Consider the following 14853-nt stretch of genomic DNA (forward strand, 5'->3'; position numbering starts at 1 on the left):
TGTTCCTAACGTAAATATGGGTATGGGTTGACTGCACCACGCCCTTTGCCATTTAAATAAATGCCGTAGTGTAAATGCGGAGCGGTATAGCGGGCATTACCCGTATTGCCCACATAACCGATCAGATCACCTTTACGGACATAGTCGCCAACATTGAGACCGCGTTTATGTCCATCCAGATGCGCATAATAGTGCCAAGTGCCAGCTGGACCCATGATCCAGACCACCTTGCCACCTAAATTATTATTACGTAAATCAGCAACTAAGCCTTCAGTCGCACTATACACTTTCGTACCACGCTCTGCCATGATATCGATTCCCTCATGGCTACGGCCCTGACTTCGTGCCGCGCCCCAAGTATCCCGTAATTGATTGCGACTCACCCCTTTGACCGGAACAGGAAGGCGGCTGTCTAAACGCATGCTCTTGAGCTTATTCACCTGAGCATTGGGTAAGGGGGTAGGTTTCTTTGGGGTGGTGGCACAGGCTGATAATAAAATCATCAACACACCTAGAACCGTATAGGAAATCGAATGACGCACACAAACTCCTTGCGTTTGATCTACAACATTTCGAGCATTAGGCCTTTTGTTTTGCTGTGATCAATTTTTTCATGGCTGTTGGAATGCCTTTGGCAATCGCGGTTTCTGGACTGAGCCATATGCCATTTAATTCGATACTGAGTTGTTCTTTTTGATCGTGTTCCACGTGGAACAGCTGTTCATGTAGCAACCAAGTAAAGTGAGTAAAGCTATGGCTAATCTGCAAAGATGATACTTGAGCTTGTAGTTTAAAGTGCTGCTCAATCTGTTGTAATTCGGTTGCATGCTCAATAATGGGTAGGCAATACAGTCCACCCCAAAGGCCATGTGCTTCACGTTGCTGCCATAGCCATTCATCACCTGACTGAATCAGCAGGACATCTGCCGTTCTGACGGGAACAGGTTTTTTGGCTTTTTTGAAAGGAAGTTCCTGTTCCATGCCTTGTTGATAGGCTTGGCAGTGTTGCTGCATCGGGCAGTATAAACACAGTGGTTTTTTTGGGGTACACACGGTTGCGCCCAAGTCCATAATTGCTTGGGTGTAATCATGATTGCGCTCTGCTGGACAAAGATTTTCAGCAATTTGCCAGAGTGCTCGTTCATGTTGGGGCTTGGATAGGTCATCTTCAATCGCAAGAAAACGAGCCAATACTCGTTTCACGTTGCCATCCATAATCACACCGTACTGACGTAAGCCAAGGGACATGAGCGCACCTGCGGTGGAGCGGCCAATGCCTGGTAGGTCAATCCATTGTTCGAGTGTTTCAGGAAATTTTCCTTGTTGGCTAACGATAGCTGCCGCTTTATGCAGGTTGCGTGCGCGGGCGTAATAGCCGAGTCCTGCCCAATAAGGTGCGACATCTTCCCAACTGGCTCGACCTAATGTTTCGACCGTTGGAAAACGTTCAATAAAACGATCAAAATATTGCAGTACGGTTTTGACTTGCGTCTGTTGCAGCATGATTTCTGAAACCCAAACTTTGTAGGGATCATCGGCCACTTGCCATGGCAGGTCGTGACGACCGTGTTGGTCGAACCATGTAAGTAGTGCATCAGAAAATGAGAAATCAGACATGAATCAGAACAGTAAAAAGCAGAGGCATAGTATAGCGGAAATAGGTTTTTTTAGGCGTTAAAATTCTATTGGAACATCAACGAGATGTAGGTCGTCAAAGACATAGTGGGAAATTCGATGAGAACTTGGCAAGACTCCGTTAAGTTTGCACTGCCCAATTGAAAGCAGAGCAAGGCAGCCAAACAGGCGACATCCATGTCGCCTTGCACGTGTAGCAATCATCTGGGATTTAAACAACCGAGATCTTCTCTCAATTCCATATGGATTGGGTGTTTAGAGATCGCTTTTCAAATCACTTTAAATGTTTATCTAACAGCTCATACATCGCGTCAAGACTTTGACGTTCTGCTTCGGCGTTATAGCCTAAGTCAACATTGTTGGCCTTAGCGCGCTCATCTGCGAGCGGATTACTAAAACCATGCTTGGCATCTTCAAAAATAATCACCTCATGATCCACAGCAGCATCATGCATTTCTTGACGGAAGCTGGCCACATTGTCCAAGGTCACCATGCTGTCCAGTTCACCATGCAGGACCAAAATCTCGGCTTTAACTTTGCCTTTCTCAGCAGGAGCTTTCGGACTCAATACAGCATGGAACGTAGCAACTGCTTCGATATTTGCGCCAGCACGAGCCAAATCTAGCACCACTTTGCCACCATAACAAAAACCAATCGCTGCCAGCTTGTCGGCATTCACTTCTGACTGAGCCGCTAACGTTGCGAGACCCGCTTGGGCACGCTCAACAATGGTATCTGGCTGTTCAAAGGTTTGGTTCATCCATTCCGATGCTTGAGGCACGGCTGTGGTCACTTTTTTATCGCCATACATATCAATCGCGAGCGCAGCAAAACCATGCGCTGCCAACTCGCGCGCGCGTTGTTCTGTATATTCATTACGGCCCCACCACTCAGGTGCAACAATCACCCCAGCAACAGGCATATCAATTGCAGGTGCAGCGAAATAACCAATTAAACGTTGACCATCTGGCGCGGTATATTCAATTTCACGGGTGTTAATCGGGAAGCTCATGGTTTAATCCTGATCTGTATTTTTAGAATGCATTGATTAAAACATAAAAAGGAAAATGGATGGCATCGTAAAAACATAATAAATACGCTTGTTTTAGTGATGATCAAAATAAAAAAAGAAGAATACTAAGATTCTTCTTTTTTTATTTTTTGCGTAGGTCGAAATAACTAGACTTTGCCTCTGGATAAGAAGCCGACGATTGCTAAGATGACGGCAACAACCAATAAGATGACCGCGAAATCTTTGGATAAACCTGCTACGCCACCAAAACCTAATAAACTGGCAATGAGTGCGATGACTGCAAAAATAATGGCCCAACGGAACATGTCGTGTCCTCCTAATTTTTCGTTATGTATCCACTATAACGTGTGTTTTTTGCACAAAATGTGGTGTTTATGTGGTTTAAATGTTTAATACTTAAAGAAGTGTTAAACCAATTAAAAGAGATTGAAGTCAGCAAAGCAAAGATGAATGCTATAATAGGACGCTCATTTTTAAATATTGAAAGCTCTGTATGTCCGTCGAACTGCGCCCCAACTTTTGGAAACACTATCCGCTTGATCAGCTCAGCAATGCGGAGTGGGAGGCATTGTGTGACGGCTGTGGTTTATGTTGTTTGATCAAGTTGGAAGATGAGGAAACAGCAGAGGTTGCGTATACCAAAGTGGCATGCAAATTACTGGACTGTAAAACCGCGCGTTGTTCAGATTATCCCAACCGTCAGCAGCAAGTGCCTGATTGTATCCAACTGACGCCTGAACGACTCAGCACCATTTCGTGGTTGCCACCGAGTTGCGCCTACCGTCGTTTGAATGAAGGTAAAAATTTACCCTCATGGCATTACCTGAATACAGGTTCACGGCAAAGTGTGATCAAGGCAAAAAAGTCGGCTGCAGGACGTTGTATCTCTGAAAGTGAGATCAATGAAGAACAGATTGAAGATTATGTTGTGCGTTGGATACGTTAATTGCGTCTAGCAAATCAATAAGACATGATGATCATAAAAACAACACTTTTGCAGTATTTTTATTGGCGATGTTCCCTAAGATGAGAATAAGAGAGGGAGAAATACAATGAATAAACGGTTAATGACGCCTGTATTGTGTAGTAGCTTTTTATTTTTACTGGCTTGCGGTGCCAATAACAGCAATTCTAAAACGCCAGAACAGAATACAGCACAACAGGCGTCAAGCCAGCGCATTGCACAAAAGTATCAGATTGAGAGCGTCGCTGAATTTGATGAGCCATGGGCGATTGCGAGTTTGCCCGATCAGCGTTTGCTGATTACTGAGCGTAAAGGGCAATTAAAATTATTTGATCCCCAAACCAAATCCAGTATCAATGTGAGTGGCGTTCCAACCGTCAGTTATGGTGGGCAAGGAGGCTTAGGTGATGTCATTTTGCATCCTGATTTTCAGCAAAATCATGCATTATATTTAAGTTATGCCAGCAAAGGTCAGGGTGGTTATGGTGCCGAGATTGCACATGCAACACTGGATTTATCTGATCCCAAGCAACCCAAGCTCACGGATTTAAAAACCATCTGGCAACAAGTGCCGAAAGTGTCAGGGCAAGGCCATTATGGTCATCGTCTGCAGTTTGGTCCCGATGGCAAACTTTGGGTCAGTTCGGGTGAACGCCAAAAGTTTGATCCTGCCCAAGATTTAAACAGTAATTTAGGCAAGGTTTTGCGTTTAAATGCAGATGGAACTGCTGCGGAAGACAATCCGTTTCACCAAAAAGGCGGTGTAACGGCTGAAATTTGGTCACTGGGTCATCGTAATCCATTGGGCATGGTTTTCGACCAGCAAGGGCAATTGTGGGTGGTTGAAATGGGCCCTAAAGGTGGTGATGAATTAAACCGTATTGTGAAAGGGGAAAACTATGGCTATCCAACGGTTTCGAATGGCGACCATTATTCAGGGTTGCCGATTCCTGATCATGATACCCGTCCAGAATTTAAAGCTCCTGAAATCGATTGGACCCCTGTGATCTCACCGTCTAGCATGATCATTTATTCCGCTCAGCAGTTTCCTTTATGGCAACACAAGGCTTTGATTGGTGGTTTATCCTCTAAAGCCATTGTGGTGGTGGACATTCAATCTCGACCTGTGCAAGAAGTTCAACGACTTGAGATGAAACAACGAATTCGTGGGCTACACCAAGCGGAAGATGGTTCAATCTGGGTGATCGAAGATGGACCGAAAGCCAAGCTACTTAAACTGCATGCCAATTAAATTCTAACTCCAAGTGATATACACAATGAATCAGCCGAAAGCCTTTTCTATGACTTTAAAAAAACTATCTTTACTGGCAGGACTGTTGTCCTGCAGTTCAGCGCTTTGGGCTGGAAATTTGACCGAGCAACAGGTTAAAAGCATTGTTGATCAACAATTTAAACCTTTATTAGCACAATATAAAATCCCTGGTATGGCCGTTGCTGTGACCCTGAATGGTCAACATTATTTCGTGAATTATGGATTGGCTTCTAAGCAAAATCAACAAGCGGTCAGCAACAATACTTTGTTTGAACTTGGTTCGGTGAGTAAGACTTTTAATGCGACTTTAACGGGCTATGCACAGGCACAAGGACAACTGTCTTTGTCGGATCATCCTGCAAAATATTTTCCGGAACTGAAACATACTGCGGTCAATCGTGCCACGATATTGAATCTGGGGGCCTATAACGCAGGCGGTTTTCCGTTGCAGTTCCCCGATGAAGTGGTTCAGCAGCAGGATATGATCAAGTATTTTCAGACTTGGCAAGCAAAAACCAAAGTTGGTGCTGCGCGTCAATATTCCAACCCGAGTATTGGTTTGATGGGCTATGTCACCGCCTTAGCGATGAAAAAACCGTATAGCGAACTGATTGAAAAAACTTTGCTGCCGCAATTGGGAATGACACAAAGTTTTATTCGAGTACCTGAGCAGCACATGTCGCAATATGCATGGGGATACAAAGCCGATCAAGCCATGCGTGTTTCACCAGGTATGTTTGATGCAGAAGCGTATGGGCTGAAAAGTAGCAGTGCGGATATGTTGAAATTCCTCGATGCACAAATCAATCCTCAGCAGTTCAAACAACCGCTTCGCAAAGCGATTGAAAATACCCATGTGGGTTATTTTAAAGTGGGGTCAATGACCCAAGGTTTGGGTTGGGAGCAGTATGCCTATCCCGTATCGCTCGAGACACTGTTACAGGGTAACTCCAGCAAAATGGCTTTAGAGAGTCATGCAATCACACCTATTAAACAACCGAAGCTTGCGCCACCTGAGACCTTCTTTAATAAAACAGGAGCGACCAATGGTTTTGGTGCCTATGTGGCCTTTATTCCGCAGCAAAAAATTGGAATTGTGATGTTGGCCAATACCAATTTCCCCAATGAAGAGCGGATCAAAGCCAGCTATCGGGTGATGCAACAGTTGGTTCAGAACAACAGCGCGCAATAGAATGTCGCGTGAGTGCAGATTCAAATTGTAGATTTGAGCCAGACACAATAGACTAGGGTAAAAGATCATAAAGCCAGTGATGATGTCAGATACACATATTCCTTTACCTGAACGTTTACGTCCTCGTGACTTGTCCGAAATTATCGGACAAGATCATTTGCTGGGTGACAATGCCCCTTTACGTCAGATGATTGATCAAGGACACCTGCCTTCGATCATCTTTTGGGGGCCTCCTGGGGTAGGGAAAACCACGATTGCATTGTTATTGGCTCAGGCGGTAGATCGTCCTTTTATCAGTCTGTCTGCACTCAATACAGGCGTGAAAGAACTGCGTGAGGTGATTGCGGAAAGCGGGGACTTGTTGACCCCTGTGGTATTTATTGACGAGATTCATCGTTTCAATAAATCGCAGCAAGATGCCTTACTCAATGCGGTTGAGAAAGGCAAAATCACCTTGATTGGGGCAACTACAGAGAATCCTTCTTTTGAAGTGAATAGTGCCTTGTTATCGCGTTGTCAGGTGTATACCCTGAATAACCTGAGTGCTGAGGCGATTCAAACCCTATTGAATAAAGCCATTCAAACGGATAAGTTCTTAAAAGAACGTTTTATCCAGATTGAAGAATATGATGCGCTGATTCAATTTGCGGCAGGTGATGCACGCAAGGCGCTTAATCTGATTGATCTGATTGCCAGTACTTTTGAACCTGATGTTGAAAATATCGTAACTAATGCCATCGTCGTTAAAGTCGCACAGCAAAATATTGCACGCTATGACAAATCAGGTGAGCAGCATTATGATTTGGTTTCGGCTTTTATTAAATCGATTCGCGGCAGTGATCCAGATGCAACCCTGTACTGGATGGCACGCATGCTGAAAGGTGGCGAAGATCCAGTCTTTATTGCGCGCCGTATGCTGATTGCTGCATCGGAAGATATTGGCAATTCCAATCCAAATGCCTTGTTGCTGGCGGGAGAGTGTTTCCGTTCAGTCCAAGCCGTGGGGATGCCTGAAGCGCGCATTATTCTAGGACAATGTGCCGTGTATTTGGCTACTAGCCCGAAAAGTAATAGCACCTATCTCGCGATTAACAAAGCCTTGGAGTTGGCAGAAAAAACCGCAAACCTGCCAGTACCTTTGCACTTACGCAATGCGCCAACCAAGTTGATGAAGCAGCAAGGTTATGGGGTGGATTATCTGTATCCGCACAACTATCCAGAACATTTTGTGTTACAGGACTATTTGCCACCCGAGTTGCGTGGTACCAAGCTGTACGAGCGAGCCTTAAATAAACGTGAAGTCGAAGGCGAACGCTTGCAGCAGCGTCGTTGGCAACAGGAACAACAGCAGCAGTAATCAAAAATTCGGTTGATTCACCGATCATTTTAAAATTGTCCAAAGCAAGAACCCGAATCGCATCGATAGATTCTGCTTTGGCCTCAATATTCTATTTGTATAAAAATGAACGCAAAACAAGCAACATTGATTGGATTGGTTGCGATCTTACTGTGGAGTTTGATCGTTGCCTTGATTAAGGATGTCAGTAGTCATTTTGGCGCAGTGGGTGGTGCAGCACTGATTTATACACTGGCCTCAATTTTTCTGTTTTTCTCGGTCGGTTGGACCAGTCTAAAAAGCTTTCCTAAAACCTATTTGATCTGGGGCAGTATTCTATTTGTTGCCTATGAAATTTGTTTATCGCTTTCGATTGGCTATAGCAGTAATAATCGACAAGCGATTGAAGTGGGAATGGTCAATTATTTATGGCCGACCTTTACCATGGTGGCTGCCATTGTTTTTAATCAGCAAAAAGCCAATTTCTTGATTATTCCTGGCTTTATCCTTTCAATATTGGGGATCTGTTGGGTGCTCGGTGGCGAGCAGGGTTTTGATTTGGCTGGTATGCTGCAAAACATACAGCACAATCCATTCAGTTATGGGCTTGCCTTTATTGGAACATTACTCTGGGCTGCCTACTGTACGCTCACAGCGAGAATTGCGCAGGGAACCAATGGCATCACCCTATTCTTTATTCTGGTCTCGGTGGTGCTTTGGATTAAATATGCATTGATGGGCGGTGGTACATTTGATTTTGATTGGTCTTCTTCAATTTCATTGTTTTTTGCGGCAGCAGCAATGGGCTTTGGTTATGCCGCTTGGAATGTAGGAATTTTGCATGGCAATGTGACACTATTGGCCGGTGCATCCTATTTTATTCCAGTTCTATCTGCCTTTTTTTCGGCAATTCTCCTCAGTACGCCATTAGGCCTTTCTTTTTGGTATGGTGCATTTATGGTGTGTTTAGGTTCAATTCTATGCTGGGTAGCAACGCAGAAAAAACACTAAAACATTGTCTGGTTTTGTTTGGTCTTGCTGATGCGCTGGACAGTCACTGTATTTTTGTAAGTGACCTCTAGACACTCTAGATAAAAGGTCGCATCATCCCGCTTATCAAGGATGATCAAGCTCCACCATGACCACAAACAAAATTAATGCTGCGGAAAGTATCCGAGGCTTGGCTTGTCTCGCCGTTGTGTTGTCACATATCTCACTGACTTTTTTCCCGCAGCTGCATAATTTTGATATCAGTGCGGTACCGCAATATGATTTTTTTGCGCAGTTACATCACTCACCGTTGGCCTTTTTTTATTCAGGTACAGGTGCAGTTTTTGTATTCTTTGTTTTAAGTGGCTTTGTACTGACATTATCCAGTTTTAAAAAGCACAATACCGCAACACAATTGAAAAATTCCTTGATTAAACGTTACCCGCGCTTGGCTATTCCTGCCTTTGTCTCTTGTATTATCGCTTATCTGGTGTGTTTTGTGCCTGTGGACGTCTCGCATGTTTCCGAGTGGGGAGCAGCGCTTGCCAATCCACATCCGCAACTGCGTACCGCTTTGTATGAAGGCAGTATGGGTGCATTCTTATTCGGCGATTCCAGTTATAACTGGGTACTGTGGACCATGCAAATTGAGTTGCTTGGGTCACTGGTGATTTATCTGGCTTGCTATCTTTATGGCAAGCTGCCAATTCTATGTGGTCTATTTCTTATCATCAGCATTGTGACCGCTTATATGATCTCGCAAACCGTATTGTTGGGCCTACTCAGTTTTATTTTGGGCATGGGACTGTTTCTGTATGCTGTAGAGCTGAGTACTGTCGTTTCGGTTGTGCTGTTTATATTGGGCTTATATTTGTGTGGTGCACACAACAGTAGTGCCAGCTATCAGTTGTTTACCCAGTTTTTAGGTGAACAAACTTACGACTACCTCAACTTTGTCGGTGGTTTTTGCATTGTTTATGCGGTGCTCAAGAGCAGGTGGCTGGCACAGTTGTTTGACCAACGTGTGTTCGTGTTTTTAGGCAAAATCTCATTTTCAATTTATCTGATCCACTTGGCAGTGTTGTACGCTTTGGGCATTCCATTGTTTAATCTTTTACATGTACAAGGCGGTTTTTCCTATCTCAATGCGGGATTAGTAGCAAGTTTACTGATCGTGTTGCTGAGCATTATTTTGGCACAACCCTATAGCCGTTATGTCGATGATGCCGCGATTAAGATCTCGAATAAATTGGCAAAAATGTTTTAACCACTGAGTGGTGCAGCATCTCGGTAATGCTGCTGCACTATAAAAAATTGATCAAACATTACAAAAATAATCAGTGAATGCTTTCTATTGCAGGCAGAATCAGTTTTAATCAAAAAAGACATAATAAAAATATGGGTTTTAATGCATGAACCGTACTTATCTCAAACACTGTACCTTATTCACTTCTATTTCATTGACTATTGCGGGTTGTACAACGATGGCTGTGCCTGTTACTGCAACAGAACAACTGTTTTATGGTGGCCCGATTCTAACCATGTCGGGCAATAGTCCTGAATATGCAGAAGCTCTATTGGTGAAGGATGGAAAAATTCGTTTTGTGGGCTCAAAACAGCAGGCTGAACGCTTGGCGGATAAAAAAGTTCAGTCGATTGATCTAAACAATAAAACCTTATTGCCCAGCTTTATTGATGCGCATAGTCATGTGAATATGGTTGGTTTTCATCAAATGGTGGCTAATCTCTACCCCATGCCTGATGGTCAGGTCTCAGATATCAACTCGTTGGTAAATGTATTGAACCAATGGAAAGCTCAGAATCCAGCTGTAATTAAAACCATGGGCGGCTGGATTTTGGGTAATGGCTATGATGATGCGCAATTGAATGAGCAGCGTCATCCGACGGCAACCGATTTAGATCGGGTATCTCTAGACCAACCGGTGATGATTTTGCATCAATCGGGGCATTTAGCCTCGGTCAATCATAAAGCACTGGAATTGCTGAAGATCAATCAACATACTCCGAATCCAGCGGGTGGGGTGATTCGCCGTGAAACCAATTCAAATATCCCAAATGGTGTGTTGGAAGAATCCGCTTTATTTAGCGCGATTGGCTCAATTTTTAAAGATGTTCCCCCTGCGGTGATGTTTCAGATTGCAGAAAAAGGCATTGCTGCCTATGTGAAGAATGGTTTCACTACGGTTCAGGAAGGACGGGCTGATCAGGGCACCACTGAAATGTGGCATGCTTTGGCTCAGCAGAATCGTCTGCCGATTGATGTGGTGTCTTACCCTGATATCACCACCAGTCAAGACTATATGCTCAAGCAAGGTAGCAGCCATCAGTATGATCAGCATTTTCGGATTGGTGGGGTCAAAATCAGCTTAGATGGTTCACCTCAAGGGAAAACTGCTTGGCTGACTCAACCATATTTAATCCCACCTGAAGGTAAAGATAAGACCTACAAGGGCTATCCTGCGATGAGTAACGATCAACAGGTCAAGGACTATATTAACTTAGCATTTAAGCAAGGTTGGCAGGTACTTGCACATGCCAATGGTGATGCCGCCATTGATCAATTTATTGGGGCGGTAAAAGATGCGACTGCGAAGCAAGGTAAAGGCGACCGTCGCAGCGTATTGATCCATTCGCAAACCATCCGTGACGATCAGCTAGATCAGCTCAAAGCCTTAGATATTATTCCTTCCTTCTTCTCGTTGCATACCTTTTATTGGGGCGATTGGCATCGTCAACAAACGCTAGGCGAAATCCGAGCTGCCCATATTTCACCAACCGCAACGGCTTTGAAAAAGCATCTGATCTTTACCGAGCATCATGATGCACCTGTGGTACCCCCGAGCAGTATGATGATGCTGGATGCGACCGTGAACCGAGTAACGCGGAGCAATTATGTGTTAGGGGCAGAAGAGCGAGTAAGCCCTTATCTGGCATTAAAGTCGATGACGGACTGGGCAGCGTATCAGTATTTTGAGGACCAGACCAAGGGCACTTTGAGCCAAGGTAAATTGGCTGACTTGGTCATTCTGAATCAGAACCCGTTGACTGTCCCCAGTCGTGAGATTAAAAACATTAAAGTGTTGGCAACTTACAAAGAGGGCAAACTGATTTATCAGAATGCAAGTGACTAAAAAGCAAAACGAGCCCGATGGCTCGTTTTTCTTTTTCTGTAAAGCGAATAAAGCTTATTCGTTGTTTTTAAAGATATAGCAAATACTTCCGATTAAACCGATTAGTTGGCCGGCCACCCACCCAAGTACAGAAAGATTTGAACATTTCGTAATTGAGTCGTAGATGATTTCTGTATAGGAGGCTGTTTCCATCATATTCATGAATATAAATTCTAGGATGAATAAGATAAAGATTACTGTTAAATATAAATATTTGTTTTTTATTAAAATGAGAATGACTGAAAAGATGATAGAGAATATTCCACAGATGCTGAGCATGGACGGATCATTTGCAGAAACACCCTGTAGCTCTTTAAAGTAGGTGATCGTACCAACCGCGATATAGTCAGACAGGCAAAGATCCTGTCCAAGTTTATCGATGGTATATCCAGCTATGCCTGACATCAAGAAGAACAAAATTGAAAGATATCTCATCATCATTTTATAAACTTAAGCCTAAAGATAGATCGAATTCCCATGCTTCTACAAAATATTCAGGATTGGCTTAGCGGCTTCATTAATATTGGAATACCTATTTATGGGTTTTAGAGCTGATTGTGCCAATATCATAACTTAAAAAAACCGAGCCATCTGGCTCGGTTTTTGATTATTACCAACGATAATTGATTTTGCCGTAATAAAACGCGCCATTAAAGCCGAAAGGTGAGAACTGGCTATAGGGTAAGCTGCCCCCTGTCGGTTGGTTGATGTCATAGACATCTTTATCAGGATAAACATCGGTAATATTGTCGCCACCAACAGTAAAGTTCCAGTTTTGATATTGGTAAGACAGGGCTAAATCCAATAACCATTTGGCTGAGAATTTTTGGTCTTTGGCTTCGCCTGAATTACTAAAGGTTTTAAAACTGCCATAGCGGGTGAGATTGGTATTCACACTGAAATTTCCAAGCTTATAGTCATTCGCTAAACTGAATTTATGTTCAGGGGTACTGCCAGCCAATAAACCGTATTGTTCTCGACGGTCTAGGCGGGTCAGGTTGATTCCCAATGCATCTAAGATGGCGGGATTTCCATCCACATGCGTCACTTTATTTTTATTGTAGTTATAGGCCAGTGAGGTATTCAGTTCGCCATAAGGCAAAGCATTCCATTTATAGGTTGCCACTAAGTCAACACCGCGTGTGCGGGTATCGCTGGCATTGTTGAAATAACGAATGGTGCTGAAGTTGGTGTCGGTGATTCCTTTTGAATTTAGATATTGACGAACGGCAGTACTGCTCGCATTGATATTGGAAGACAGACTAATTCGATTATCAATGTCGATTTGATAGGCATCCAAGGTCACATACAACTGGTCTGTAGGTGTCAGTACTATACCCACGCTATAGTTTTTTGATTTTTCTGGTTTTAGCTGTTCAGCACCAAGTAATTGAGCCACTTGTGAGCTAGTTGGAAAGGTGCCAGCCTCAACCAATTGACCATTGACCAGTTGTGATGAGGTTTGAGCAAAATATTGTTGCGCTAAGCTCGGTGCACGGAAACCTGTAGAGGCACTGCCACGTAGCGCAAGCACCGGATGGACGGCATAACGCAAAGACAATGAAGCATTATCGGTGTGACCAAAATCATTATAATATTCATGGCGATAGGCTGTAGATGCAGACAATTTTTCAGTTAAATTGGCTTCTAAATCAAGATAGGCGGCATAACTGTCTCTTGACCATTCACCTGCATCGGCCGATCGAAAACCTGCAAGCCCTGAAGAGCCACTTTTATAATAGGACGCTGGATCACCTGCTTGGATTTGATATTTTTGATTCAAATACTGTGTACCAAAGGCAACATTCAATGGGCTAGCGAGTGCTGCGAGATTAAACGCTCGAGAAACATCAAAATTCACCACCGTTTGAGCATTTTTCAGTGTGCCATTTTGGAAGCCGAATGGTGTCATGGCGGTATCTTTATAAAGATCGACATTAATCGTTTTGGTATCGACATCATAACGATTCAAACCATAATTGACGGATGCATCATAATGCCATGCTGACCAATCGCCTTTAATCCCTGCCACTGCGCCAAAATCATCCAGTTGTCCTTGTATGATGGGTAGGTAGCCATTTGGATAGAGGGCAGGAATATTATTTGATGCATTACTTAAACGATAGAATCCAGCAGTCTCGGCATTACGATGGCTATAGGTCGCAAAAGAATACAGCTCGGCATGATCACTGAGGTCATAACCCAGATTCACTGCTGCTTTAACTTCGTCTGAGTCTGGATCTCCAAAACGGAATGTACGCTGTCCATAGGTGGTTGATTTTGGATCACGCAGGTCAGCACCTGCGCGATTGGTAGCTTGGCTATCCTGCCATTCCCCTGAAAAAATCGCATAGCCATAATGATTCAGTTGGGTTCCACCTGAAACAAAGGATTGTTTTTGTTCACCATCTCCTTTGTTATAAATCCCGTATTTAATCCCAGCTTCGCCATGTTTTGGATTGGATTTCAAAATAATATTAATCACACCTGCAATCGCATCAGAGCCATAGCGAGCCGATGCACCTTCGCGGAGTACTTCGACACGACTAATGGCAGAGATGGGAATCGCATTTAAATCAGTCGGTGCAGAACCACGACCAATGGTACCGCCGAGATTAATAAAAGCCCCTGTGTGACGACGTTTGCCATTGACTAAAACCAGCACCTGATCTGGTGCAAGGCCTTTTAATTGGGCAGGACGGACCAGCTCGGTTCCATCCACCACCGTTGGGCGTGGAAAGTTAATTGAAGGAATAATTCGAGACAGCGCTGTCCCGAGTTCATTGGAGCCCGTGCGTTCAGTCAGTTCTTTGGCACTAATCACATCAATTGGCTGTAAGGACTCTGTTTGTGAACGATTGTTGGTCCGCGTTCCTGTGACCACAATGGTCGCGAGCGTTTTGACTTGTTCGGGCTCTATGGGCGTGTTCTCAGCGGCATGTACATTGCTATACAGGGCAAGCAAAATCAGACTACTACTCAGACTTAAAGGGAAAGTTTTTACAAGGGGAGCATTCATTTTGATCTTCTAACTCAAGTTTTGTAAACATTTGTGAACATGGTAGGAGCATCAAAATATTTTCAAAAACAATATAAAAACATAAGGTTAGAATTAAAGTTGCAAAGCTGATGGAATGCTTTTTAAGTAAATGATTTATATGATATTGATATTTAAAGCGAAGCTAATTATTTTTGAATAAAGAATAAAAAACCAGCCCGATTGGACTGGTTTTTTGTTT

12 protein-coding genes are annotated in these 14853 nt (G+C 43.6%); 7 read left to right on the forward strand and 5 right to left on the reverse strand.

Annotated elements, in window-relative coordinates; all coding sequences use genetic code 11:
- Positions 1–5 precede the first annotated feature (5 nt).
- The 4 genes from F957_RS20015 to F957_RS21015 form a co-directional block, all read right to left on the reverse strand.
- A complete protein-coding gene (locus F957_RS20015) occupies positions 6–503 on the reverse strand; it encodes a M23 family metallopeptidase (protein ID WP_279324151.1) in 498 nt (165 codons plus the stop codon).
- Positions 504–579: 76 nt separating this feature from the next.
- Positions 580–1617 carry an A/G-specific adenine glycosylase gene (gene mutY / locus F957_RS20010; protein ID WP_016542225.1) on the reverse strand — a complete coding sequence of 346 codons (1038 nt, stop codon included), beginning with the start codon at positions 1615–1617 and terminating at the stop codon, positions 580–582.
- A gap of 292 nt (positions 1618–1909) precedes the next feature.
- On the reverse strand, positions 1910–2647 hold the full coding sequence (locus F957_RS20005) for a dienelactone hydrolase family protein (RefSeq protein WP_016542227.1): 738 nt from the start codon (positions 2645–2647) through the stop codon (positions 1910–1912).
- A 167-nt stretch (positions 2648–2814) separates the two neighbouring features.
- Positions 2815–2973, reverse strand: coding sequence for a DUF1328 domain-containing protein (locus tag F957_RS21015; RefSeq protein ID WP_004656956.1), 159 nt, complete (start codon positions 2971–2973; stop codon positions 2815–2817).
- Positions 2974–3161: 188 nt separating this feature from the next.
- On the opposite strand from F957_RS21015, the gene F957_RS19995 reads away from it, so the two are divergent.
- The 7 genes from F957_RS19995 to F957_RS19965 all read left to right on the forward strand — a co-directional run bounded on the left by F957_RS19995 (position 3162) and on the right by F957_RS19965 (position 11575).
- Positions 3162–3614: a YcgN family cysteine cluster protein gene (locus tag F957_RS19995; RefSeq protein WP_016542228.1), complete on the forward strand. Its 453-nt coding sequence runs from the start codon at positions 3162–3164 to the stop codon at positions 3612–3614.
- 106 nt (positions 3615–3720) lie between these two features.
- Positions 3721–4884, forward strand: coding sequence for a PQQ-dependent sugar dehydrogenase (locus F957_RS19990; protein WP_016542229.1), 1164 nt, complete (start codon positions 3721–3723; stop codon positions 4882–4884).
- Positions 4885–4909: 25 nt separating this feature from the next.
- Positions 4910–6097, forward strand: coding sequence for a class C beta-lactamase (gene ampC, locus F957_RS19985; RefSeq protein WP_016542230.1), 1188 nt, complete (start codon positions 4910–4912; stop codon positions 6095–6097).
- Between the two features lie 82 nt (positions 6098–6179).
- Positions 6180–7454 carry a replication-associated recombination protein A gene (locus F957_RS19980; RefSeq protein ID WP_032860999.1) on the forward strand — a complete coding sequence of 425 codons (1275 nt, stop codon included), beginning with the start codon at positions 6180–6182 and terminating at the stop codon, positions 7452–7454.
- A gap of 105 nt (positions 7455–7559) precedes the next feature.
- A complete protein-coding gene (yddG, locus tag F957_RS19975) occupies positions 7560–8444 on the forward strand; it encodes an aromatic amino acid DMT transporter YddG (RefSeq protein WP_016542232.1) in 885 nt (294 codons plus the stop codon).
- Positions 8445–8571: 127 nt separating this feature from the next.
- Positions 8572–9690: an acyltransferase family protein gene (locus F957_RS19970; protein ID WP_016542233.1), complete on the forward strand. Its 1119-nt coding sequence runs from the start codon at positions 8572–8574 to the stop codon at positions 9688–9690.
- Between the two features lie 145 nt (positions 9691–9835).
- Positions 9836–11575 (forward strand): amidohydrolase, encoded by a 1740-nt coding sequence (locus tag F957_RS19965; protein WP_016542235.1) that lies wholly within the window; start codon positions 9836–9838, stop codon positions 11573–11575.
- Positions 11576–12224: 649 nt separating this feature from the next.
- Here the strand turns inward: F957_RS19965 and F957_RS19955 are convergent.
- Entirely contained in the window at positions 12225–14633 is a 2409-nt protein-coding gene (locus tag F957_RS19955; protein ID WP_016542236.1) for a TonB-dependent receptor plug domain-containing protein, read from the reverse strand.
- Between the last annotated feature and the right edge of the window lie 220 nt (positions 14634–14853).

Origin of the sequence: Acinetobacter gyllenbergii CIP 110306 = MTCC 11365 (assembly GCF_000413855.1) — a bacterium.
Taxonomy (GTDB): Bacteria; Pseudomonadota; Gammaproteobacteria; order Pseudomonadales; family Moraxellaceae; genus Acinetobacter; species Acinetobacter gyllenbergii.